A 21680-nucleotide genomic window follows, 5' to 3' on the forward strand; every position below is an offset into this window, starting at 1 on the left:
CGCCGCCGGGGTCAGGCGGTGGGGGCCTCCGCCTCCAGTCGGTGGCGGGTGGAGGTCAGGTGGAGCCGCATCGCCGCGGCCGCGGTGAGCGGGTCTTGCGCGGTGAGCGCGTCGAGGACGGCGCGGTGCTCGTGGACGACGGCGGCGAACCGGCCGCCGTCGTGCGCGTCACCGCTCCGGGCGCCCTCGGACGGCGCGAGCCGGCCCCGCGGCATCGCGATCATCTGCGGGCCGAGCCGGTCCAGGGCCTCCAGGAGAAACCTGTTGCCCGCCGCCTCGGCCACCAGGCGGTGGAACGCGAAGTCGTGCTGCACGGCCGTGGCCGGATGTGCATGGGCCGATGCCAGCGCGTCCAGCCGGTCGCCGAGGGCCGCGAGCTGCGCAGGCGTGCGCCGGGCGGCGGCGAGCGCCGCGGCCTCGGTCTCCAGCGCGGTGCGGTATTCCACCAGGGCGATCCGGTCGGCCAGGGAGCGGGCGACGGGGGCGGCGTCGTCGGCCGGCGGGGTCAGGACGTAGCTGCCGCTGCCCCGCCGGGTGTGCACGAGGCCCTCCAGGTTCAGCCGGGCGATGGCCTCGCGCACCACCGTGCGGCTGACCTGGTGCTCGACGGCGAGGCGCGGTTCGCTGGGCAGCTTCTCGCCCGGGGCGATGTCGCCGTTGGCGATGCGCGTGCGCAGGGTCTCGACGAGGGTTCCGCTCAACGTCCGGGCCATGGCCTCATGCTTCCATCTCGGTGCGTGCTCGTGCCGTCCGTGCGGCGGGGGATCAGGACGGGCCGAACAGTGCCGTGTCCGTGGTCCAGGCGCGGGCCTGGTCGCTGAACGTGACACCCAGGCCGGGGCGGTCGGGGACGAGCATGCGACCGTCCTTCGTCTCCAGCCGCTCGTTGAACAGCGGGTCCAGCCAGTCGAAGTGCTCCACCCACGGCTCGCGCGGGTAGGTGGCGGCCAGGTGCAGGTGGATCTCCATCGCGAAGTGCGGTGCGAGGTCCAGGCCCGCCTGGTCGGCCAGGGTGAGCAGCCGCAGGAACTGCGTGATGCCGCCGACGCGCGGGGCGTCGGGCTGGATGATGTCGCACGCACGGGTGGCGATCAGGCGTTCGTGCTCGGCGACCGACGCGAGCATCTCACCCGTGGCGATCGGCGTGTCGAGCGCGGTGGCGAGCGCGGCGTGCCCTTCGGCGTCGTAGGCGTCCAGCGGCTCTTCGATCCAGACGAGGTCGTACTGCTCCAGGCGGCGGCCCATCCGGAGGGCGGTGGTGCGGTCCCACTGCTGGTTGGCGTCGACCATGAGCGGAACGTCGGGGCCGATGTGCTCGCGGACGGCCTCGACCCGGGCCAGGTCTGTGGCGCCCTCGGGCAGGCCGACCTTGATCTTGATGCCGCCGATGCCCTCGGCGATGGACCGGCTCGCGCGGTCCTTGACCTCGTCGATGCTCGCGTTGAGGAAGCCGCCCGAGGTGTTGTAGGTGCGCACGGAGTCGCGGTGCGCACCGAGCAGCTTGGCCAGCGGCAGCCCGGCGCGCTTGGCCTTGAGGTCGTACAGGGCGATGTCGATCGCGGCGAGCGCCTGCGTCGCGACGCCGGACCGGCCCACGGAGGCGCCCGCCCAGAGCAGCTTGGTGTAGAGCTTGGCGATGTCGTTGGGGTCCTCGCCGACGGCGGCCTGCGCCACCTCCTTGGCGTGCGCGTACTGGGCCGGGCCGCCGGCGCGCTTGGAGTAGGAGAACCCGAGGCCCTCGAACCCCTGCTCGGTGGTGATCTCCGCGAGCAGGAGCACGACCTCGGTCATGGGCTTCTGCCGGCCGGTGAAGACCTTGGCGTCGGAGATCGCGGTGGCCAGCGGCAGGGTGACGGTCGAGAGCCGCACGGCCCGGACGGCGTCGGGCTGGTAGGTCATGTCGCTCCTTTGCGGGTGGGTGGTTCGAGCATACAAGTCAGCAACCTGTATGACTAATAGCTCTGCCCGCGCGCTGGCTCTTGTGCTCGGCGTGCGCCCGACGCCGTGGGGCAAACTGCTCGACGCGACGGCGGTCGCCTGGGGTGCCCGCGTCGCGGCCGGATGTTAGCATCGCCAGATGGCGATGACAGAGGCTGTAGACGATGAGTTGGGCGATGGGTTGGGTGACGAGTCGGTCGTGGAGTCGCCGGCGGCGTCCGCGGACCTGTTCCACGCGTTCGCAGACCCGTCACGGCTCGTGATCCTGCAGCACCTGCGGCTGGGTGAGCACCGGGTCGTGGACCTGACCGGTCACCTGGGGCTCGCGCAGTCGACCGTCTCGAAACATCTCGCCTGCCTGCGTGACTGCGGTCTGGTCGAGTCCCGGCCGCAGGGCCGGGCATCGGTCTACTCGTTGACCCACCCGGAGCGGATGCTCGACGTGCTGGCCGCGGCCGAGCGGCTGCTCGCGCTGACGGGAGCCCCGGCGGGTGCCCACGACCACGGCACCGAGGACGAGAGGTAGCGAACCATGGCCGACCACCATCACGGCGCGCACGGGCACGCGCACGGCGCCGCGGGCGAGGAGGGCAACCGCCGCCGGCTCGCCGTCGCGTTCGGGATCACGGCTGCGGTGTTCCTGGCCCAGGCCGTCGGTGCGGTGCTGACCGGCAGCCTCGCGCTGCTGGTCGACACCGCGCACATGCTGACCGACGTCGCGGGGCTGGCCATCGCGCTGTTCGCCGCCTCGCTCGCCCTGCGCCCGCCCTCGCCGCGGCGGACCTGGGGCTTCCGGCGGGCCGAGATCCTCGCGGCGCTCGCCCAGGCCGCCGTGCTCCTCGCCGTCGGCGTGTACGCGCTCGTCGAGGGGGTGAGCCGCCTCGTCGGGCCGGCCGAGGCGCCGGGGCCGGGGCTGCTGGTGTTCGGCGTCGTGGGCCTGGCGGGCAACGTCGTGGCCCTGCTGGTGCTGGCGGGGGGCAGGTCGGCGTCGCTCAACCTGCGTGCCGCGTTCCTGGAGGTCGTGAACGACGCGCTGGGTTCGGTCGCGGTGATCGTCGCCGCGGTGGTCATCGCGACCACCGGGTGGCAGCGGGCCGACGCCGTCGCGGGGCTGGTCATCGCCGTCCTGATCCTGCCCCGGGCCGTGCGGCTCCTGGTGGAGTCGGCGAACGTGCTGCTGGAGGCCACGCCGCCCGGCATCGACCTGGAGCAGGTGCGCGCCCGGCTGCTGGAGGTGGAGAACGTCGAGTCCGTGCACGACCTGCACGCGTCGCTGGTCGCCACCGGCCTGCCCACCATCAGCGCGCACGTCGTGGTGCGGGACGCCTGCTTCCGGGACGGGCACGCGCCGCCCGTGCTCGACGCGCTCCAGCGGTGCGTGGCCACCCAGTTCGACGTGTCCGTGGAGCACTCGACCTTCCAGCTCGAACCCGCCGAGCACGCCCGGCACGAGGCGCCGACGCACGCGTGAGGAGGCGGTGCCTCAGCCGGGCCGGCCGTCTTCGTGGCGGCCGTCCGGCGGGCCGCACAGGCGCTCGACCAGGTAGCGCCAGCCCGACTCGAACCGCTCGGTGCCCCGGGCCAGGTCCGGGCCCGCGACGAGCTGGAGCAGCAGCGGCCCGTCGAGCGCGTACGTGAGCTGTGCGGCCAGCACGTCGACGTCCGCGCCCGCCGGGGCCGCCTCGCGCAGCAGCACCCGGAGATGGATCTCGGTCAGGGGTGGCCTCCGCTCGGCCGAGCCGCGGCCGTCGATCGTCGCGCGCGCGACGGCCCGGTGCTCGGCGAGAAAGCGGATGCGGGCCGTGCCGTAGGCGATCAGCCGGTCGACCGGGGGTGCGCCCGGGCCGAGCGGGGGCGGCCCGCTGAGCACCTGCTGCTGCAGGTCGCGCTCGGCGTCGTCGAGGACGGCCTGGAAGATCCCCGCGCGGCTACCGAAGCGCCGGAACACCGTGCCCTTGCCGAGCCCCGACCGCTCGGCGAGCAGGTCCATGGTGAGGCACTCGGGGCCCGCCTCCGCCAGCAGCTCCCGTGCCGTGGCGAGCAGCACCTGCCGGTTGCGCGCGGCGTCGGCGCGCTCGGGCTGCGGTGTGCCCCACGTCATGGGTGTGCTCATGGGCGGATGCTATCGCCGGAGCGTTAACCGGGGTAAAGTCCGGTTAGGTTTCCGCCGGGTGGCCGGCGGGCGGACGAGGAGGACGACATGGCAGACATGAACACTCAGATCATCGAGGCGTTCCGGGCGAACGCGGGCGTGCTGGGCGCCGACGTCGCCGGAGGGCACTTCCTGGGCAAGCGCCTCGTGCTGCTGCACCACGTCGGGCGCGTCAGCGGCACGGAGCGGATCACGCCGCTGGTGGCCGCGACCGACGGCGACGCCTATCTGGTCGTCGGGTCGATGGGTGGCGCGCCGAAGGACCCGGCCTGGGTCGCGAACGTCGAGGACGGCCCCGCCGAGGTGACCATCGAGGTGGGGGACCGGACCCTGCGCGCGAAGGCGGACGTCGTCCGCCCCGGGGACACCGAGTGGGAGCGCCTGTACGGCCTCTGGGCGGAGTACTGGCCGGACGCCAAGGAGTACGAGACCCACACCGACCGCAAGTTCCCGGTGATCCGGCTAAAGCCGGTGGCCTGAGGCTGTCTGCTCCTCACCGCGGCTCCAGCGACCGGAGGAACTGCCGGACGCGCGCCGCCATCTCCCCGGGCACCTCGCCGACCGTGAAGTGGCCGCCCTCGACGAGCCGGTCGAACGTGCGCAGGTCGAGGTAGTGACGGCGCGCGAGCGACTCGGGGTAGTCCGCCTCGTGCCGCTGGACGAGCACGGCCGCGGGCACGGTCGTCGGCGGGATCGGTCCCGGCTGGTCGGCGCCCTCGTAGTACGGCCGGAACGACGACGCGATCGTCCGGGTGACCCAGTAGATGGTGGCCTCGGTGAGGATGCGGTCGCGCGAGATGCGGCGCTCCACCGCGCGTGGGTCACCCGGCGGCGTGTCGCTCCACTCGACGAGCTTCTCGGTCAGCCAGGCCAGCAGGCCGGCCGGGGAGTCGTCGAGCGCCGTCGCCAGCGTGTCGGGCCGGGTGGCCTGGACGTGCCCGTAGGCGCCGTCGGTCGTGTGCCGCGCGGCGATCCGGGCGAAGAAGTCGCGGACCGCCCGGTCGTCGTCGGCCGCCCGCTCCTGCGGGGTGGGGAAGTGCGCGTGGGTGGCGACGATGCCCGCCACGTGCTCCGGGTACCGTGCCGCGACGAGGTCGCTGACGTTCGCGGTCACGTCCTCGCCGTAGGTGACGTACCGCTCGTAGCCCAGCACGTCGGTCATCAGCGCGTGCATCGTGGCCGCGAGCCGCGTCTCCGTCATCGCCCCCTTCGCGTAGGGCGAGGAGAACGCGAAGCCGGGCAGGCTCGCCACGACCACGTGGACGTCGGGCAGGAGGTCGGCGAAGTCGAGCTGGAGCGCGAACGTGTGCGGCCACCCGTGCATCACGACCAGCGCGGGGGCGTCCGCCCGGTCCGAGCGGCGGTGGACGAAGTGCAGGTCGACGTCGTCGATCCGGGCCGTGAACTGCGGGTGCTCGTTGAGCCACGCCTCCCGCGCCCGCCAGTCCCAGCCGATCCAGTGCTCCACCAGCTCGCGCAGGTAGCCGGCCGTCATGCCCGACGGCGGCCGCCGTGGCGAGTCGTCGGGGATGCGGCTGCGGGCCAGGCGCTCGCGCAGGTCGGTCAGGACGTCGTCCGGGACGTCGATCGTGAAGGGCCGTGGCTCGCTCATGGGACGACCGTAGGCGCCGCCACTGACATCCCGGCTCCTGGGCCGGTCCAGGAGCCGGACCGTCGCCCGTGGGCGTTCCGCTGGTCCTGTGCGGCGCCGCCCGCCGTGCAGGTCGCCGGAACGACCTGCACGGCGGGTGCCGGGATCAGCCGGCGGGCGGGAGCACCAGGGTGCGGACTGGTTCCGCGTTGCCCGCGCGGTCGGTCGCGGTGAACTCGATGACCTGGGGCTCGTCGGACAGCGCCCGCGCGAACGGTTCCCGGAAGGTGGCCCAGAACGTGTCGGGTCCCTTCCAGCGGATGCTGTCCACGCCGGAGACGTCGTCGGTGGCCGTCAGGTTGATCTCGACGCCGCGGGCGCCCAGGCGCCGGACGGTCGCGGTGGTCACCGGCGGTGCGGTGTCGACGCTCACCTCGCGGACGACGTGCCGCTCGCGTCCGTCGCGGTCGGTCGCCCGCGCCCGTACGGTGTGCACGCCGTCGCCCACGACCAGCGGTTCCGCCCCCGCCGGGGTCCAGGGCGCGTCGCCGACCCGGGTCTCGACCGTGGGCTCACCGGCGTCGGCGCGGGCCGTCACGGTGAGCTCGGCCGGCCGGCGGTACCAGCCCGTGACGGCGGGGGTCGTGGCCGCGACGAGGTCGACGCGGGGAGCGGACCCGGCGCGAGCCGTGGTCCGCAGGTCCGCCTGCGCCTCGGCGAGGAACGCGGCCTCGGCCGCCGTGTCCGTGACCTCGCCGACGGACGAGCGGACGGCGGCCTCCAGGACTGCCTCCGCCTCGGCGGCGCCGAGCAGCCCGAGGTCCACGAACTCGCGGGTGGTGCGCAGCACCGCCCGGAGCAGGCCGGCCCGGGAGGCGAAGCCGCCGTCCGACCAGAGCACGTCGAGGAAGGTACGGCCGTCCTCGCGCGCGACGTTCGGTACGTCGGTGCGTGCCCCGGCGAACGCGATGCGGGCGTCCGCGCGGCGCAGGTACATGTGGTAGCGGGCGTCGGACCCGGACCACGCCGGCTCCAGGACCAGGTCCCCGAGCCGCCACGTGCCGTCGCCGACCGGGTCCAGCGGGGCGTCGAGCGTCCCGTCCAGGCGCCGCCACGTCGCGGCGGACAGCGGCAACCAGGTCGTGGCCTCGCTGCGCGCCAGCAGCACGGTCGGCCCGAGCTCCAGGGTGACCAGCGACGGGTCGTCCGGCGCGGGCACCTCGCGCAGGGCCAGCGGCAGGGCGATCTCGACCACCGTGCCGGGGGTCCAGTCGCGCCGCACCACGACGTACCCGCCCTCGTCCCGGACGGGCTGCGCCTCGCCGTCGACGCGCACGCCGAACCCGGCCTGGTCCGGCACGCGCAGGCGCAGCTCGAGGTCGCCGGTCGCGTCGACCGTGATCCGGCTGGTGCCCTCCAGCGGGTAGGCGGTCTCCTGGACCACCCGCACGTCCTGCTCGGCCCAGTCCAGCGCCGAGGCCACGTACAGGTTGACCCAGAGCGTGCGCGCGGCGCCCGGCACGGACCGGAAGTACACCGAGTCCTGGTACTTGACGTGGTTCTCCAGCCCCGTGCCACCGCAGCACGTGCCCACGTTGTCGTACTCGCGCAGGGCTCCCGGGTGGACCGGGAACATGTAGGTGACCTCGGGGGAGTCGTCGGAGCCGGCGTCCCGCCGCGAGCCGAGCACCTGGTTGGTGACGGCCCGCTCGTAGTACGCGGCGTACCGCGCGTCACCGGTGCGCTCGAACAGCGCGCGGGCGAGCTTGAGCATGTTGTAGGCCACGCAGGTCTCGGCGTTGCGGGTGCCGATGTCGCGGGCCACGGCGCCGGCCGGTCCCCACAGCTCGTTCTCGCCCGAGCCGCCGTGGGCGAACGTGCGGCCGGGCACGAGCATGTCCCAGACGTGGACGACGGCGTCGCGGTAGCGCGCCTCACCCGTCAGGTCGTGCAGGGCCAGGTAGCCCAGGAGCGTCGCGGCGTGCTGGTTGGCGTGCATGCCGTCCAGCACGTCCCGGCCCTCGGCGGCGGCGTCCAGCAGGGAGTCCAGGTCGAACAGGCGGGCCGTCCCGACGAAGATCTCCTCGCCGGTGCGGACCGCGAGCTCGCACAGCACCTCGTTCATGCCGCCCGCCTCGCCCGCGATGTACAGGGCCCACATGGCGGCGCGCTGCTCGGCCGGCAGCACGGAGAGCCGGCCGTGCACCCAGCGCCCCATCGCCGCCGCCACCTCCAGCGCGGTGGCCGAGCCCGTGTGCCGGTGCGCGTCGAGCAGGCCCGCCATGATCTTGTGGCACGTGTAGTACGGCGCCCAGATCTCGCCGTAGGGAGCCAGGTGCTCCAGGCGGGAGAACTGCCACTCGCCGTACGCGGCCAGGAACCCCGGGTGGCTGTACCGGCCGGTGGCCGCGAGCGCCTCCTGGACCTCCCGCAGCCCCTCGACCATCTCGTCGACCTTGGCACGCAGCTCGGTGCGCACGACGTCGTCGTCCGCACCGCCCGCCGCCATCGCCAGCATCGACAGGAAGTGGCCGGCGTAGTGACCGCGCAGCAGGTTGGCCGTGGGCGCGGCCTCGCGGCCGGGGTAGTCGTCGGGGCCCCACGCCTCCTCGTCGGCGTGGCCGAAGTCCTCCCAGCCGCCCGGCGGCAGTGCGCCGCGGGTGTCCAGGCCGGCGTTGGCGCGGAAGACGGCGAGGAGCCGGTCGACGGGGTAGACGCGCGCCAGGTGCAGCACCTGGTCCCGGGCCCGCGTGAAGATCCCCTCGTGCAGCGCGACGGCGTCCAGGCCGAACGGTTCGGCCACCCGGGCGGGGACGGTGGGGCGGCTCGGGGCGGGGAGCACGGCCTCAGCCATCGCCGAGCCGTTCCGCGGTCCAGCGCTCGATGCCGGCGGCGTCGATCGGCAGCGCGTCCGAGAGCACCTCGGCGCCGTCGGCCGTGACGAGCAGGTCGTCCTCCAGGCGGACGCCGATGCCCCGCAGCTCGGGCGGCACGGTCTCGTCGTGGGCGTGGAAGTACAGGCCCGGCTCGACCGTCATCACCACCCCGGGGGCCAGGGGCGCGGCCTGGTAGGCGGCGTAGTCGGAGTGGGCGCAGTCGTGCACGTCCAGCCCCAGGTGGTGCCCGACGCCGCAGACCAGCCAGCGCCGGTGCTGCTGCCCGCCGGGGGACAGGGCCTCGTCGACCGACACGTCCAGCAGCCCCCAGTCGTGCAGGCCCTGGGCGATCACCTCCATCGCGGCGAAGTGGAAGTCGAGGTACTCCACGCCCGGCCGGATCTGGGCCATGCCGGCGCGGTGCGCCTTCTCGACCAGGTCGTGCACCTGCCGCTGCACCGTGCTGAACGTGCCCGTCGGCGGCACGGTGCGCGTCACGTCCGCCGTGTACAGCGAGCTCGCCTCGACGCCCATGTCGAGCAGCAGCGGCATGTCGGGCAGCACGGGCCCGTCGCAGCGCACCCAGTGCAGGGTCGGGGCGTGCGGACCGGAGCCGACGATCGTCGAGTAGCCGGGGCCGTTGCCGAACGTGCGGGCGTGCCGGTCGAAGGTGCCCTGGAGCCAGCGTTCGCCCAGCCCGCCGATCGCGCGCGGCAGCTCGGCCACCACGGCCTCGAACCCGGTGACCGTGTGGTCCACGGCCTCCCGGAGCTGGGCGACCTCCCAGTCGTCCTTGATCATCCGCAGGTCGGACAGCGCGCGGGACAGGTCCTCCGACGGCTTCAGGCCGAACCGGCGCACCACGTCGGCGTCCACCGACGGCGTGGCGAGCGCCCCGCCCAGGCCCTCCAGGACGCCGTCCAGCGCGGACAGCGGCTCGACCGGGATGCCGAGCGCCTCAGCCCACGCGGCCAGGTCGGGCGACGGTCCCACCCAGAGCTCGCCGTACGCCGCGTTGCCGAAGAACGCGGGGTCGCCGGGCTTGGCGGGCGGCGGCAGGTAGAGCGTCGCGTCGTGGCCGTCGCCGACGGCACGCAGGACCAGCACGCCGGCCTCGGCCTGCGCACCCGTGAGCCACACGAAGTCGCTGTCGGCGCGGAAGCCGTACTGCACGTCCCCGTTGCGCAGGGCGGCACTGCCCGCGCCCACCACGACGTCGGCCGCGCCGATGCGCTCCGAGAGGCGCGCACGGTGTGCGGCCGCGGCCTCGGCCGCACCCGCGGGCAGCGGCACGACGACGTCGGGCGCTCCCCAGCCGCGTGCCATGTAGTCGTTGAAGCCGCCGCTCTCGACCAGGCGCGGCGCACGCGTGCCCGCGTACGGCGGGCGTTCCGGGTTCGTCATCGAATCTCTCCTCCTCGGTCGCGGACCAGCTCCCGCAGGCGCTCCAGCACCCGCCCGTCGCCGATCCCGTCGTGCTCGTACTCGTTGGTGACCCACGCCTGCGCCGACCCGACCCGCGAGAGCGTGTCGAGCTGCAGGCCGCAGTCCACGAACATGTCGTCGTGGTAGACGACGGCCGCCAGGGGCACCTCGTTGGCCGCCAGACGGTCCAGGTCGTACAGCGGCGACCACTCCTGGCGCGCCGCCAGCTCGTGCACCGCACCCGCGAACGGGCGCAGCAGGCGGATCTCGTCGAACATCCACGGGAACGCCATCTCGCCCGTGAACAGCAGCGGACGCCGCTCCGGGCCGAACTCCGGGCGCCGGTCGCGCTCGCCCTGCGCCGCCCAGCCCGTGGGGCCGCCCGCGCCGTGGCCGTAGATCGACTCCTGCAGCGTCCAGAACAGGGGGCCGTCGGCCTGCGCCGTGCGCACCATCGCCTCCTGCAGGAACCCCGCCGACAGCCGGCCCGGCGCGGCGAACGCCTTCTCCACGAACCAGTGCAGGCGCTCCGGCCCCGGCTTCATGCCCAGGTCGATGCCCATGGACTGGAACCGGTGGACGGTCAGCACGTCGCCGTCCGGCAGGAGGACGTCGCCCTGCGCGAGCCGGTCCGCGATGGCGGCCACGGCGTCGACGTCGGCCGGGTAGCGCCGGTAGAACTCCGCGGTCCTGGCCGCCACCCGGCCGAACGTGCGGCGGTAGACCTCCGCGGCGTCGGGCGGCGTGCCCGGGATGCCGCCCGCCACATAGCAGGCGCGTAGCGCCTCGGGGGCGAAGGACAGGTACGTCAGGGTGATCCAGCCGCCGAAGCTCTGCGCGAGCGTCGTCCACGGCCGCCCGCCGTACACCTGGTGGCGCACGTCCTCCAGGTCGGCCACGATCGAGTCCGCGCGGTAGCACGCCAGCAGGTCGGCGCCCTCGCGCGCGCCCAGCCCCGCCAGCGCCTCGCCGTCCAGCGGCGAGCTGCCGCCCGTGCCGCGCTGGTCCACGAGCACCACGCGGTGGTCGCGCAGCGCCACGTCCAGCCAGCCGTCCCGGCGCAGCGGTCGCGGGTTGGCCCCGCCCGGCCCGCCCTGCAGGTACACCAGCAGGGGCAGGTCCTCGTCGCGCCGCGTCGGGTCCACCAGCTCGCGGACCAGCAACGACACCTCCCCGCGCAGGCGACCGCTCCGGTCCAGCGGCACGGCGAGACGGCGCTCGCGGACGCCGATGCCGGGCAGCAGGTACGTGGTCCAGGCGGCGCTCATCGGGCCCCCTCCGCGGCGAGCGCCGCGTTGCGCCGCCGCTGAGCCTCCCACTCGGGACGGATCCGGGGCACGGCGTCGAGCAGCTTGCGCGTGTACTCGTGCCGCGGGCTGTCGAAGACGGCGTCCCGGTCGCCCTGCTCGACGATGCGGCCCTGCGTCATCACCGCGACCCGGGTGGCGATCTGCCGCACCACCGCCAGGTCGTGCGCGATGAACAGATAGGTCAGGCCCTCTTCCCGCTGCAGGTCGCGCAGCAGGTTGATGACCTGCGCCTGGACGGAGACGTCCAGGGCCGAGACGGCCTCGTCGCACACGACGACGCGCGGCCCGACGGCGAGCGCACGGGCGATGCCGATGCGCTGCGCCTGCCCGCCGGAGAACTGCGCCGGGTACTTCTGCGAGTGGTCCGGGTCCAGCCCCACCCGCTCCATGAGCGACCGGGTGAACGCGCGGGCCCCGCCGGGAATGCTGCGCTGCTGGTAGACCAGGGGAGCGGTGACGATGCGCTCCACGGTGTGCCGCGGGTTGAGCGACGAGAACGGGTCCTGGAAGACCACCTGCACGTCGCTGCGGAACCGGCGCAGGTCGGCCCGGCCCAGCCGGGTCACGTCCTCGCCGTCGAGCTCCACGGTGCCCGAGGTGGCGTCCAGCAGCCGGGCGGCCAGCCGCGCCGTCGTCGACTTGCCCGAACCCGACTCGCCCACCAGGGCGAGCGTGTCGCCCGGGTGGATCTCGAAGCTCACGTCGTCCACGGCCCGGAAGGTGTCCGGACGGCGCAGCAGCCCGCCCGTGCCCAGGACGGGGAACTCCTTGACGAGGTGGGTGGCTCTCAGCAGGGGGGTGCTCATGCGGCGCCTCCGTCCTTCTCGTTCGGTGCGCTCGTGACCGCCCGCAGCTCGCCGATCTCGTCGTCGATGCGCGGCACGGCGTCGAGCAGCGCCCGGGTGTAGGGGTGGCGCGGGTCGGTGAAGATCTGCTCGACCGCACCGCGCTCGACGCACTCGCCGTCCTTCATGACGACGATGTGGTCGGTGACCTCGCTGACCACGGCCAGGTCGTGCGTGATCAGCACCAGGCCGGTGCCGGTCTCGCGCCGGATCTCCTGCAGCAGGTCGAGGATCTGCGCCTGCACGGTGACGTCGAGCGCCGTGGTGGGCTCGTCGGCGATGAGCAGCTCGGGCTCGGTGCTCAGGGCCATGGCGATCATGACGCGCTGGCGCATGCCGCCGGAGAACTGGTGCGGGTAGTGGTCCACGCGCCGGGCGGCGTCGTGGATGTGCACGCGTTCCAGCGCCTCGATCGCGACCCGCCGGGCCACGCGCCGCGTGGTGCCGGGGCGGTGCGCCCGGTAGGCCTCCTCGATCTGGAGGCCCACCGTGTAGTAGGGGTTGAGGGAGGAGAGCGGGTCCTGGAAGACCATCGCGACGCGGTCGCCCCGCACCCGGCGCAGCCCGGCCTCGGACATCCCGACGAGCTCCTGGTCGCCCAGCAGCACGCTGCCCGTGCGGCGTGCGGCGCGGGGCAGCAGGCCCATGATCGCCAGGCTGGTCATGGACTTGCCGGAGCCGGACTCGCCCACGATGCCCAGCGCACCGCCGGGCTCCAGGTCCAGGTCGAGGGAGCGGACGGCGTCGAGCGGCCCGCGCGGGGTGGGGAAGGTGACCGTGAGGTCGCGTACCGTCAGCAGGCTCATGCGTTCACCCGCACTCTCGGGTCGATGGCGGTGTACACGACGTCGACCACGATGTTGCCGACCACGACGAGGAACCCGGCCAGCAGCGTGACGCCCATGATCACCGGCTGGTCGTTGCGGGCGATGGAGTCGGCGGCCATCTTGCCGACGCCGTTGATGCCGAACACGGTCTCGGTGATGAGCGCCCCGCCCAGCAGGCCGGCGAAGTCCATCCCGAAGATCGTCACGATCGGCGTCAGCGCCGGGCGCAGGGCGTGCCGCCGCCAGACCAGCGGCTGCGCCAGGCCCTTGGCGTAGGCCGTGCGCACGTAGTTCTCGCGCAGCACGTCGAGCACGTTGGCCCGGGTGAGCCGCGTGTACGACGCCGCGTAGCCGACGGCGAGGACGATCCACGGCATGATGAAGTTCGCGAACCACTGCGCGGGATCGTCCGTGAAGGAGACGGCCTGGGGGAACGGCAGCCACTGCAGCTGGACCACCAGCACGTACTGCAGCACGAGCGCGAGCACGTAGTTGGGGATGGACATGCTGGTCAGCGTCAGGCCGGTGGTGAACCGGTCGAGGAACGTGCCCTCCTTGACGGCACTGAGCAGGCCGCCGGCCAGCCCGGCGAGCAGCCACAGCACGGCGGCGCCGACGGCGATGGTCGCCGAGACGGGCAGCCGCTGGATGATCATGTCCCACACGGCCTGGCTGGACTGGAACGAGTAGCCGAGGCACGGCGCGGCGCACTCGATGGCGCCCGCGCCCTCGCCGTACGTCCGGCCCGCGAAGATGCCGACGACGAAGTGGAAGAACTGGGTCCAGAACGGCTGGTCCAGCCCGAGGTTGCCGCGGATCTGGTCGATGACCTCGGGCGTGCAGTTCTTGCCGCAGATCTGTACCGCAGGGTCCGGCGAGAGCGCGAAGAAGACCACGAACGTGAACAGGCACACGAGCAGCAGCACGCCGAGTCCCGACGTGATCCGGGTCAGCAGGAACCTTGGCATCAGCGACCCTCCTGGGCGTCGACGACGGCGCGCAGGCGGTCGCCGAGCACGGTGAACGAGAGCACGAGCAGGAACAGGCACGCGCCGGGGAAGACGAAGTACGCGGGGTCGACGGCGTACCACTTGACCGAGGCCGCGATCATCTGACCCCAGCTCGGTGCGGGTGGTACCACGCCGACGCCGAGGAACGACAGCCCGGCCTCGGTGCCGATGTAGCCGGGCACGGCCAGCGTCGCCATCACGATGATGGTGGAGCGCAGGTTGGGCAGGATCTCGCGGAACACGATGCGCGTGCCGCTCGCGCCCGCCGCCCGGGCCGCCTCGACGAACTCGCGCTGCGCCAGGGACATGGTCTGCCCGCGCACGATGCGCGCCAGGTAGGGCCAGCCGAACACGGAGATGACCACGACCAGCAGCGTGGACCGGTTGCTCGCCGGCAGGGCCGACAGCACGGCGATCATGAAGATCAGCGCCGGGAAGGCCATGAGGAAGTCCATGACGCGCGAGATCACCAGGTCGACCCGGCCGCCGAAGTACCCGGCCACGAGCCCGAGCGAGACGCCCAGCACCGTGGTCAGCACGGTGGCGGACAGCGCGATGCTCATGGACACCCGCGCGCCGTAGACGATGCGGGCGAAGATGTCGCGGCCGCTGCCCGGTTCGACGCCGAACCAGTGCTCGGCGCTGACCCCGCCCCAGGGGCCGATCGGCATGCCGCCGAGGTTGGGGTCGATCGCGGTCTGGTCGAACGCGTACGGCGTCCAGCCGCTGATCGAGGTGAGCACGGGTGCGAGGATCGCCACCAGGGTGACGAGCACGATGTAGCCGAGCCCGAGCATGGCGCCGACGTCGCGGCGCAGGGCCTGCCAGGTACCGCCGGCACCCGCCCGGACGGCGCCGGCGGCTGCTGCCGCCGGCGCCCCGGGGGTGGCGTCGGTCCCGGCCTCGACGGGCTTCGCCGTCGTGAGATCGGTCGGGGAGGACGTCATGGATCAGCCCTTCTCAGGGTCCTTGAGACCGACGCCCACGTAGTCGATGCCGCCGGTCGCGGCGTTCGCCGAGGAGAACAGGCCGGTCACGTTCTCGCCGGGCAGCGACACGGTCCTGGCGACCATGAGCGGCACGATCGGGGCCAGCTCGAGGATCTGCTCGTCGAGGTCGCCCCACTCCTTGTTGGCGGCGTCGATGTCGGTCATCGCCTTGATCTCGTCGATCCGGGCGTTGACGTCCGCGTCGTTCAGCTGGGCGAGGTTCGAGTTGCCCTTCTCGTAGATGTTCCGGCCGTCGAACAGCGGCGGGATGAAGGTGGCCGCCGAGGAGGCCCAGTCCGGGCACCAGCCCGTGATGGCGGCGTCGTGCTGCTGCGACGGGGTGCCGATGGTCTCGTAGTAGGTGGCGGTGTCGATGAGGTTGAGCTCGACCGTGATGCCGATGCGCTCCAGCGCCTGCTGGACCGCCTCGCCCTGGGCCTGCATGGACTCCTGGGCGCGGATGTCGAGCGTCAGGGTGAACCCGTCGGACAGCCCGGCCTCGTCCAGCAGCTTCTGCGCGGCCTCGACGTCGCCCGTGCCGTCCGCGGACGGGTACAGGTCGAAGTCCTTGTGACCGGCCACGGTCTTGGGCAGGATCGTCGTGGACGGCTCGCCGAGCTGCGTGCCGCCGCTCGCGTTGACGATGGCGTTGCGGTCGATGGCGTAGCTGATGGCCTGGCGCACCCGGACGTCGTCGAGCGGCTTCTTGGTGGTGTTCAGACCCATGTACGTGGTGCAGATGCCCGGCAGCTGCAGCGTGCGCTCCTTGAGCTGCGGCGTCTGCAGGCGGGGGAGCGTGGCGGGCTGGACGGTGCCGGCGATCGCGTTGACGTCCGCCCCCTGCCCGGCGATCAGGCGCTCGTCGATGGTGGCCGGGTCCAGGCCGATGGTGAACTCCCAGGCGTCCGGCTTGGCGGCGCGCACCTCGTCGGTGGCCGGGTCCCAGTTCTCGTTGCGCTCGAGCTTGATGGTGCTGCCCGGCACGTACTCGGCGAGCTGGTAGGGGCCCGAGGCGATGATCTCGTGGATGAACTCGTCCCCGGCGCCGGTGCCCTCCGGGAACGGCGTGGCGTTCACCTGGGAGAGCACGGCGTCGAACTCCGGGAACGGCTCCTTGAGGTGGAAGACGATCGTCTTCTCGTCCGACGTCTCGATGGTCGGCAGGTCGCCGGTGCGGTACGGGCCCTCGTAGCCCTCGGGGGCGTCGATGACCTGCTTGAGGTACGGGGAGCCGATGCCGATCTCCGGGTCCCACGCGCGGGAGATGCCGAACTTCACCTCGGCCGAGGTGATGGGGTCGCCGTTGCCGAACTTCAGCCCGTCCTTGAGCGTGTACGTCCAGGTCAGGCCGTCCTCGGACACCTCACCGAGGGACTCGGCGAGGTCCGGGACGATCTCGGTCGGGTTGTCCGACGAGCCCGGGGCGGAGGTCGTGAGCTGGCGGTAGACGAGCCGGTAGAAGTTGTTCACCCCGCCGTCCCAGCCGCGGGCCGGGTCGAGGTAGGAGAAGTCGGCGTTCTGCAGCACGTGGACGGTTCCGCCCGTGGCGGGCTCGGCCGTGAACCCGCCGCCCCCGGAGGAGGCGTTCTGGCTGCTGCCGCCGCCGCACGCGGCGAGCGTGAGAGTCGTGACGACGGCGATGGCTGCTGTCGCGATCCGATGGTGCTTCACGGTGTGGCCTCTCGATCGGTGACTTGCGTCGGGTGGTCGTACGGGTAGGGCCCGGGCGCGGCGGGGTCGTCGTCGACCCGACCCGCCTTCGATATGTGATGCGTGATATGTTACTGAGATGAAGCGGTGCTGTCGACGGGGTGAATGTAAACGTCGCGTTTCGGCGAAATAACGCGGGTTCTGGCGGGCGAAAGACCGGCGAACCGGGCTGCGCTCAGGTACCCTCTGGCGGCGTTGACGACGAGTTCTCCGTCGTGTGTAATATTCTACTGTCGTAGCCCGACCCCTGGAGAGCACCATGAGCTCAGCATCATCGACCCCCTCGGTCCGTCGTCTCGCGCCGGTCGCGAGCCTGCGCGAGCAGGTGCACCGTGCCCTCGTGGCGGCGATCGTCGCCGGCGAGCTGGAGCCCGGTGAGCTGGTCTCGGTGCCCACGTTGGCCGCGCGGTTCGACGTGTCCGCGACGCCGGTCCGGGAGGCCGTGCTCGACCTCGAGCGGCGCGGGTTCCTGGAGGCGGTGCGCAACAAGGGATTCCGCGTCACGCGGGTGAGCGACCAGACGCTGCGGCACGTCGCCGCGGTCCGGCTCGTGATCGAGCCGGTCTGGATGGAACGGCTCGCCAGGTCGTTCCCCGTGGCGCAGCTCGGGGAGTTCCGTGCGCTCGCCGACGAGATCGTCGAGGGCGCACGGACGGGCGACCTCGTCGCCTACCTGCAGGCCGACCAGGCGTTCCACCTGCGGCTGATGGGTCTGCTGGGTAACCCGGTGGCCGGCGAGATCGTGGCCGACCTGCGCGACCGGGCGCGGCTGCTGGGGCTGTCCACGATGGTCGCCAGCGGCACCCTGGCCAGCTCCGCGCAGGAGCACCACGAGCTGCTCGACCTGCTCGCGGCCGGCGACGGCCCGGGCGCCAAGGCGCTCATGGAGCGGCACATCGGGCACTCGCTCGGCACGTGGGCGGGCAAGCCCGAGGACTGAGCGGGAGCGCCCGGCACGGGGCGCGGCGGACAGCGGGCCCGGCGACGGCGGGGCCCGTGACAGCAGCGTGTGACAGCAGCGTGTGACAGCAGCAATTGACAGCAGGAATCTGACAGCAGGCATGAGGCGGACAGGGCGACCGGGCTGCCGGCCGACGGAGGAGGGGTGGACGTGACCGCGGACGTGGTGATCGTCGGCGCCGGGATCGTGGGCGCCGCGTGCGCCCGGTCCCTCGCCCGGGCCGGGGCACGGGTGACCGTGCTGGACCGGGGCGCGGCGGCGTCGGCCACCAGTGCGCACGGCGAGGGCAACCTGCTGGTCTCGGACAAGGGACCCGGCGCGGAGCTGGAGCTGGCCCGGGTGTCGTTGCGGCGCTGGGCGGAGCTGGCCGGCGAGCTCGCGGACGAGCTCGGGCCCCGGTTCCCGTCGGTCGAGCACGAGGCCAAGGGCGGCCTGGTCGTGGTCACCTCCGGCGACGGCCTGGACGGGCTGCGCACCTTCGCGAGCGCGCAGCGCGCGGCCGGCGTCGAGGCGGTGGAGCTCACCCCCGGGCAGGCCCGGGAGCTGGAGCCCGACCTCGCCCCCGGCGTCGTCGGAGCGGTGCACTACCCGCAGGACGCACAGGTGCAGCCCGTGGCCGCGGCGGAGGCGCTGCTCGCCTCCGCGCGCCGGGCGGGAGCCGTGGTCCGCACGGGGGTCGAGGTGACCGGCCCGCTGCTCGACGGCGGCCGCCTGACCGGGGTCACCACCACGCAGGGTGACGTTCCCGCCGGCGACGTGGTCGTGGCGGCCGGTCCGTGGTCGGGTGACGTCGCGCGGCGGCTCGGCTCGTGGCTGCCGGTGCGGCCCCGCCGCGGCATGGTGCTCGTGACTACGCCGATGCGGCAGCGCATCCGGCACAAGGTGTACGACGGCGACTACTTCGCCGCCACGCAGTCCGCGGGCGCCGAGCTGCAGACCTCCGCGGTGGTCGAGTCCACGCAGGGCGGGACGGTGCTGATCGGGTCGAGCCGCGAGCAGGTGGGCTTCGACGACCGGCTGCGCGCCGACGTCCTGGCCCAGATGGCACGGCGCGCGGTCGCGGTGTTCCCGTTCCTCGCCCGGACCGGCGTCATGCGCACCTACCTCGGTTTCCGGCCGTACATGCCCGACCACCTGCCCGTGATCGGCGCGGACCCGGCCCTGGCCGGGCTCTGGTTCGCGACCGGCCACGAGGGGGCGGGGGTCGGCCTGGCTCCCGCCACCGGCGACCTGCTGGCCGCCGCGCTGCTGGGGTCCGCGCCCGCCGTGGACCCACGCCCGTACGCCGCCGGCCGGCCCGCGCTCGACGCGCTGCGCCCCGGCGCGCCGGAGAACGACCACGAGGGAGCACGACCATGACGTCACGCCGGATACCACCCGGTGCCGACCCGGTGCGGCCGGGCCCGGACCAGCCGCTGACCGTCTGGGTCGACGGCGAGGCCGTCACCGGCACCGCCGGGCAGACCGTGGCCGGCGTGCTGCTCGGTGCCGGCCGGCGCCAGTGGCGCACGACCGGCGGGGAGGGGGCGCCGCGCGGCGTGTTCTGCGGCATCGGCGTCTGCTTCGACTGCCTCGTGGAGGTCAACGGCCTGCGGGACGTGCGGGCCTGCCTGCGCCGGGCGCAGGACGGCGACGTCGTGGTGCGGCAGGGCGGCCCGGCGGACCGGCCGGAGGGGGAGCGGTGAGCGCGCGGCACGTCGTCGTCGTGGGCGCGGGACCTGCGGGACTCGCCGCCGCGCGGGCCGCCGCGGACGCCGGCGCTCGGGTCACGCTGCTCGACGCCGCCGACGTGCTCGGCGGCCAGTACTGGCGGCACCTGCCCGCCGTCCGCCCGGCCGGGCAGGAGCAGGTGCTGCACCACCGGTGGGGCACCTACCGCGCGCTGAGCGAGGGCCTGCTCGCGCACCCGGCCGTCACGGTGCTGCCGTCGGCGCAGGTGTGGTCCCTGGAGCGGCTCGACCACGGCGTGCGCCTCAACGTCCTCGTCGGCGAGCCGGACGGCGCGGGCCGCGAGGCCGTACCGTTGGAGCCCGACGCCCTGGTGCTGGCCACCGGCGCCCACGACCGGACCCTCCCGTTCCCGGGCTGGCAGCTCCCGGGCGTGTACACGGCGGGGGCGGCGCAGGCGCTGGCCAAGGGGGAGCGGGTCGCCGTCGGGCGCCGGGTCGTGGTGGCCGGGGCCGGGCCGTTCCTGCTGCCCGTCGCCTCGTCGCTGCTGCGTACCGGGGCCCGCGTGCTGGGGGTGCACGAGGCGAGCCGGACCGGCGCCCTCGCGCGCTGGCTGGACCGGCCCTGGGAGCTGCTCGGGGCGGCCGGCAAGGCCGGTGAGCTCGCCGGGTACGTCCGCGAGCTGGCGGCGCACCGCGTGCCCTGGCGTCCCGGCGAGGCCGTGGTGGCCGCGCACGGGGACGGTCAGGTCGAGGCGGTCACCGTCGCACGGCTGGATGCGCGCTGGGCACCCGTCCCCGGCACCGAACGGCAGGTCGCGGCCGACGCCGTGGCCGTGAGCCACGGGTTCACGCCGCGCCTGGAGCTGGCGATCGCCGCCGGATGCGATCTGACGCCCGGCCGGTTCGTGGTGGTCGACGCCGCGCAGGCCACGTCCGTACCCGGCGTGTGGGCCGCGGGGGAGATCACGGGCATCGGCGGGGCGGACGCCGCACTCGCGGAGGGCACCGTGGCCGGGACGGCGGCGGCCGGGGACGACCTCGGGTCGGCCGCTGCTGCCCGCGCGGTGCGCGCCCGGGACCGGGCGCGCGGCTTCGCGGCCCGGATCGAGGCCGCCCACGGCATCCGCGGCGGGTGGGTCCGCTGGCTGAGCGACGACACCGTGGTCTGCCGCTGCGAGGAGACCACCTACGGCCGCGTGCGCGAGGTGGTCGACCTGACCGGCTCGCGCGAGGCCCGCTCCGTCAAGCTCACCAGCCGCGCCGGGCTCGGCCCGTGCCAGGCCCGCACGTGCGGCCGCACGCTCCAGGAGCTGCTGGGCGACGCCGGGGCCGCGCCCGGCGTCGACCGGCGTTCCCTCGTCGTGCCGGTCCGGCTCGGCGACCTCGCGGCCCTGCCCGCACCACCGACCTCTTCTTCCGACAGCATCACAACCACAGGAGACCTCCCATGAACCAGCGCTTCGACCTCGGCGGCGTCATCGTCGCCACCACGCTCGCCTTCACGCCCGACGAGTCGGCGCCCGCGGGCCTCGCCGTCGACCACGAGAAGTTCGCCGCACACTGCGAGTTCCTCATCGACAACGGCTGCCGCGGCGTGGGCCCGAACGGGTCGCTCGGCGAGTACTCCTCCCTCACCGACGACGAGCGTCGCAGGGTCATCCAGACCGCCGTGCAGGCCGTGAACGGGCGCGGGCTCGTCGTGGCCGGCGTGCACGGCGTCGGCTCGCACCAGGCCAGGCACTGGGCCGAGCTCGCCGCCGAGGACGGCGCCGACGGCGTGCTCCTGCTGCCCCCCACGCTCTACCGGGCCAACCGGTCCGAGGTGATCGCCCACTACGCCGCGGTCAACGAGGTGGGCCTGCCGATCATGGTCTACAACAACCCGATCGACACCAAGGTCGACCTGACGCCCGACATCCTGGCCGAGCTCGCCCAGCTCGAGAACGTCGTGGCCGTCAAGGAGTTCTCCGGCGACGTGCGGCGGGTCCTGGAGATCAAGGAGCTCGCCCCCGACCTCGACGTGATCGCCGGGGCCGACGACCTGCTGTTCGAGTCGCTGGTCGCGGGCGCCGTCGGCTGGTTCGCCGGGTACCCCAACGCGTTCCCGCGCGAGGCCGTCGAGATCTACGACCTGGTCACCGCGGGCCGGATCGACGAGGCACGCGAGCTGTACCGCCACCTCGTGCCCGTGTTCCGCTGGGACTCGCGCACCGAGTTCGTGCAGGCCATCAAGCACTCGATCGACATCGCCGGGCAGAGCTACGGTGGGCCCACCCGCCCGCCACGCGGCCCGCTGTCCGCGGAGCACGAGGCGCAGGTGCGCAAGGACACCGAGGCCGCGCTCAGCTACATCGCCTCGCGCTGACCGGGCCGGGC

At 73.7% G+C, this 21680-nt stretch carries 20 protein-coding genes; 8 read left to right on the forward strand and 12 right to left on the reverse strand.

Annotated features, from left to right (window positions below; translation table 11 throughout):
- Nucleotides 1-11: 11 nt before the first annotated feature.
- Together ACIG47_RS06650 and ACIG47_RS06655 are read right to left on the reverse strand one after the other, a co-directional pair.
- Nucleotides 12-713 (reverse strand): FadR/GntR family transcriptional regulator, encoded by a 702-nt coding sequence (locus tag ACIG47_RS06650; protein WP_397414781.1) that lies wholly within the window; start codon nt 711-713, stop codon nt 12-14.
- Nucleotides 714-765: 52 nt separating this feature from the next.
- Nucleotides 766-1899 (reverse strand): mandelate racemase/muconate lactonizing enzyme family protein, encoded by a 1134-nt coding sequence (locus ACIG47_RS06655; protein ID WP_397430143.1) that lies wholly within the window; start codon nt 1897-1899, stop codon nt 766-768.
- A 178-nt stretch (nt 1900-2077) separates the two neighbouring features.
- Between ACIG47_RS06655 and ACIG47_RS06660 the strand changes: the two genes are divergently transcribed.
- Together ACIG47_RS06660 and ACIG47_RS06665 are read left to right on the forward strand one after the other, a co-directional pair.
- Complete coding sequence (locus tag ACIG47_RS06660; protein WP_397430144.1) at nt 2078-2464, forward strand: ArsR/SmtB family transcription factor; 387 nt, start codon at nt 2078-2080, stop codon at nt 2462-2464.
- Between the two features lie 6 nt (nt 2465-2470).
- A complete protein-coding gene (locus ACIG47_RS06665; protein ID WP_397414788.1) occupies nt 2471-3409 on the forward strand; it encodes a cation diffusion facilitator family transporter in 939 nt (312 codons plus the stop codon).
- Nucleotides 3410-3421: 12 nt separating this feature from the next.
- On the opposite strand, the gene ACIG47_RS06670 is transcribed toward ACIG47_RS06665, so the two are convergent.
- Nucleotides 3422-4051 (reverse strand): TetR/AcrR family transcriptional regulator, encoded by a 630-nt coding sequence (locus ACIG47_RS06670; RefSeq protein ID WP_397414791.1) that lies wholly within the window; start codon nt 4049-4051, stop codon nt 3422-3424.
- Between the two features lie 87 nt (nt 4052-4138).
- On the opposite strand from ACIG47_RS06670, the gene ACIG47_RS06675 reads away from it, so the two are divergent.
- Nucleotides 4139-4570, forward strand: a complete 432-nt coding sequence (locus tag ACIG47_RS06675) for a nitroreductase/quinone reductase family protein (protein WP_397430145.1) — start codon at nt 4139-4141, stop codon at nt 4568-4570.
- A 13-nt stretch (nt 4571-4583) separates the two neighbouring features.
- Here the strand turns inward: ACIG47_RS06675 and ACIG47_RS06680 are convergent, their stop codons facing one another.
- The 9 genes from ACIG47_RS06680 to ACIG47_RS06720 all read right to left on the reverse strand — a co-directional run bounded on the left by ACIG47_RS06680 (nt 4584) and on the right by ACIG47_RS06720 (nt 16634).
- Nucleotides 4584-5702: an epoxide hydrolase family protein gene (locus tag ACIG47_RS06680; RefSeq protein WP_397430146.1), complete on the reverse strand. Its 1119-nt coding sequence runs from the start codon at nt 5700-5702 to the stop codon at nt 4584-4586.
- A 145-nt stretch (nt 5703-5847) separates the two neighbouring features.
- Nucleotides 5848-8535 (reverse strand): beta-L-arabinofuranosidase domain-containing protein, encoded by a 2688-nt coding sequence (locus ACIG47_RS06685; protein ID WP_397430147.1) that lies wholly within the window; start codon nt 8533-8535, stop codon nt 5848-5850.
- Nucleotides 8528-9961: an aminopeptidase P family protein gene (locus ACIG47_RS06690; protein ID WP_397430148.1), complete on the reverse strand. Its 1434-nt coding sequence runs from the start codon at nt 9959-9961 to the stop codon at nt 8528-8530. The genes ACIG47_RS06685 and ACIG47_RS06690 overlap by 8 nt, the downstream gene beginning before the upstream one ends.
- Nucleotides 9958-11250 carry an alpha/beta fold hydrolase gene (locus tag ACIG47_RS06695; protein ID WP_397430149.1) on the reverse strand — a complete coding sequence of 431 codons (1293 nt, stop codon included), beginning with the start codon at nt 11248-11250 and terminating at the stop codon, nt 9958-9960. Before ACIG47_RS06695 ends, ACIG47_RS06690 begins: the two co-directional genes overlap by 4 nt.
- Entirely contained in the window at nt 11247-12098 is an 852-nt protein-coding gene (locus ACIG47_RS06700) for an ATP-binding cassette domain-containing protein (protein ID WP_397414803.1), read from the reverse strand. Before ACIG47_RS06700 ends, ACIG47_RS06695 begins: the two co-directional genes overlap by 4 nt.
- Nucleotides 12095-12943 carry an ABC transporter ATP-binding protein gene (locus ACIG47_RS06705; RefSeq protein WP_397430150.1) on the reverse strand — a complete coding sequence of 283 codons (849 nt, stop codon included), beginning with the start codon at nt 12941-12943 and terminating at the stop codon, nt 12095-12097. Before ACIG47_RS06705 ends, ACIG47_RS06700 begins: the two co-directional genes overlap by 4 nt.
- Nucleotides 12940-13932, reverse strand: coding sequence for an ABC transporter permease (locus ACIG47_RS06710; RefSeq protein WP_397430151.1), 993 nt, complete (start codon nt 13930-13932; stop codon nt 12940-12942). The genes ACIG47_RS06705 and ACIG47_RS06710 overlap by 4 nt, the downstream gene beginning before the upstream one ends.
- Nucleotides 13932-14921: an ABC transporter permease gene (locus ACIG47_RS06715; RefSeq protein ID WP_397430152.1), complete on the reverse strand. Its 990-nt coding sequence runs from the start codon at nt 14919-14921 to the stop codon at nt 13932-13934. Before ACIG47_RS06715 ends, ACIG47_RS06710 begins: the two co-directional genes overlap by 1 nt.
- Before the next feature lie 3 nt (nt 14922-14924).
- Nucleotides 14925-16634, reverse strand: coding sequence for an ABC transporter substrate-binding protein (locus ACIG47_RS06720; RefSeq protein ID WP_397430153.1), 1710 nt, complete (start codon nt 16632-16634; stop codon nt 14925-14927).
- A gap of 298 nt (nt 16635-16932) precedes the next feature.
- On the opposite strand from ACIG47_RS06720, the gene ACIG47_RS06725 reads away from it, so the two are divergent.
- The 5 genes from ACIG47_RS06725 to ACIG47_RS06745 all read left to right on the forward strand — a co-directional run bounded on the left by ACIG47_RS06725 (nt 16933) and on the right by ACIG47_RS06745 (nt 21669).
- Nucleotides 16933-17613 (forward strand): GntR family transcriptional regulator, encoded by a 681-nt coding sequence (locus ACIG47_RS06725; protein WP_397414813.1) that lies wholly within the window; start codon nt 16933-16935, stop codon nt 17611-17613.
- Nucleotides 17614-17784: 171 nt separating this feature from the next.
- Nucleotides 17785-18993, forward strand: a complete 1209-nt coding sequence (locus ACIG47_RS06730; protein ID WP_397430154.1) for an NAD(P)/FAD-dependent oxidoreductase — start codon at nt 17785-17787, stop codon at nt 18991-18993.
- Nucleotides 18990-19319 (forward strand): (2Fe-2S)-binding protein, encoded by a 330-nt coding sequence (locus ACIG47_RS06735; RefSeq protein WP_397414817.1) that lies wholly within the window; start codon nt 18990-18992, stop codon nt 19317-19319. The genes ACIG47_RS06730 and ACIG47_RS06735 overlap by 4 nt, the downstream gene beginning before the upstream one ends.
- Nucleotides 19316-20755, forward strand: coding sequence for an FAD-dependent oxidoreductase (locus ACIG47_RS06740; protein WP_397430155.1), 1440 nt, complete (start codon nt 19316-19318; stop codon nt 20753-20755). Before ACIG47_RS06735 ends, ACIG47_RS06740 begins: the two co-directional genes overlap by 4 nt.
- Complete coding sequence (locus ACIG47_RS06745; RefSeq protein ID WP_397430156.1) at nt 20752-21669, forward strand: dihydrodipicolinate synthase family protein; 918 nt, start codon at nt 20752-20754, stop codon at nt 21667-21669. Before ACIG47_RS06740 ends, ACIG47_RS06745 begins: the two co-directional genes overlap by 4 nt.
- Nucleotides 21670-21680 lie beyond the last annotated feature (11 nt).

It is taken from the genome of Promicromonospora sp. NPDC052451 (assembly GCF_044547525.1).
In the GTDB taxonomy this organism is placed as follows: domain Bacteria; phylum Actinomycetota; class Actinomycetes; order Actinomycetales; family Cellulomonadaceae; genus Promicromonospora.

What these genes read in the sequence shown, in the direction of transcription:
- ACIG47_RS06650 (WP_397414781.1), bottom strand. Translation starts at nt 713, where the DNA reads ATGGCCCGGACGTTGAGCGGAACCCTCGTCGAGACCCTGCGCACGCGC.
- ACIG47_RS06655 (WP_397430143.1), bottom strand. Translation starts at nt 1,899, where the DNA reads ATGACCTACCAGCCCGACGCCGTCCGGGCCGTGCGGCTCTCGACCGTC.
- ACIG47_RS06660 (WP_397430144.1), top strand. Translation starts at nt 2,078, where the DNA reads ATGGCGATGACAGAGGCTGTAGACGATGAGTTGGGCGATGGGTTGGGT.
- ACIG47_RS06665 (WP_397414788.1), top strand. Translation starts at nt 2,471, where the DNA reads ATGGCCGACCACCATCACGGCGCGCACGGGCACGCGCACGGCGCCGCG.
- ACIG47_RS06670 (WP_397414791.1), bottom strand. Translation starts at nt 4,051, where the DNA reads ATGAGCACACCCATGACGTGGGGCACACCGCAGCCCGAGCGCGCCGAC.
- ACIG47_RS06675 (WP_397430145.1), top strand. Translation starts at nt 4,139, where the DNA reads ATGGCAGACATGAACACTCAGATCATCGAGGCGTTCCGGGCGAACGCG.
- ACIG47_RS06680 (WP_397430146.1), bottom strand. Translation starts at nt 5,702, where the DNA reads ATGAGCGAGCCACGGCCCTTCACGATCGACGTCCCGGACGACGTCCTG.
- ACIG47_RS06685 (WP_397430147.1), bottom strand. Translation starts at nt 8,535, where the DNA reads ATGGCTGAGGCCGTGCTCCCCGCCCCGAGCCGCCCCACCGTCCCCGCC.
- ACIG47_RS06690 (WP_397430148.1), bottom strand. Translation starts at nt 9,961, where the DNA reads ATGACGAACCCGGAACGCCCGCCGTACGCGGGCACGCGTGCGCCGCGC.
- ACIG47_RS06695 (WP_397430149.1), bottom strand. Translation starts at nt 11,250, where the DNA reads ATGAGCGCCGCCTGGACCACGTACCTGCTGCCCGGCATCGGCGTCCGC.
- ACIG47_RS06700 (WP_397414803.1), bottom strand. Translation starts at nt 12,098, where the DNA reads ATGAGCACCCCCCTGCTGAGAGCCACCCACCTCGTCAAGGAGTTCCCC.
- ACIG47_RS06705 (WP_397430150.1), bottom strand. Translation starts at nt 12,943, where the DNA reads ATGAGCCTGCTGACGGTACGCGACCTCACGGTCACCTTCCCCACCCCG.
- ACIG47_RS06710 (WP_397430151.1), bottom strand. Translation starts at nt 13,932, where the DNA reads ATGCCAAGGTTCCTGCTGACCCGGATCACGTCGGGACTCGGCGTGCTG.
- ACIG47_RS06715 (WP_397430152.1), bottom strand. Translation starts at nt 14,921, where the DNA reads ATGACGTCCTCCCCGACCGATCTCACGACGGCGAAGCCCGTCGAGGCC.
- ACIG47_RS06725 (WP_397414813.1), top strand. Translation starts at nt 16,933, where the DNA reads ATGAGCTCAGCATCATCGACCCCCTCGGTCCGTCGTCTCGCGCCGGTC.
- ACIG47_RS06735 (WP_397414817.1), top strand. Translation starts at nt 18,990, where the DNA reads ATGACGTCACGCCGGATACCACCCGGTGCCGACCCGGTGCGGCCGGGC.
- ACIG47_RS06745 (WP_397430156.1), top strand. Translation starts at nt 20,752, where the DNA reads ATGAACCAGCGCTTCGACCTCGGCGGCGTCATCGTCGCCACCACGCTC.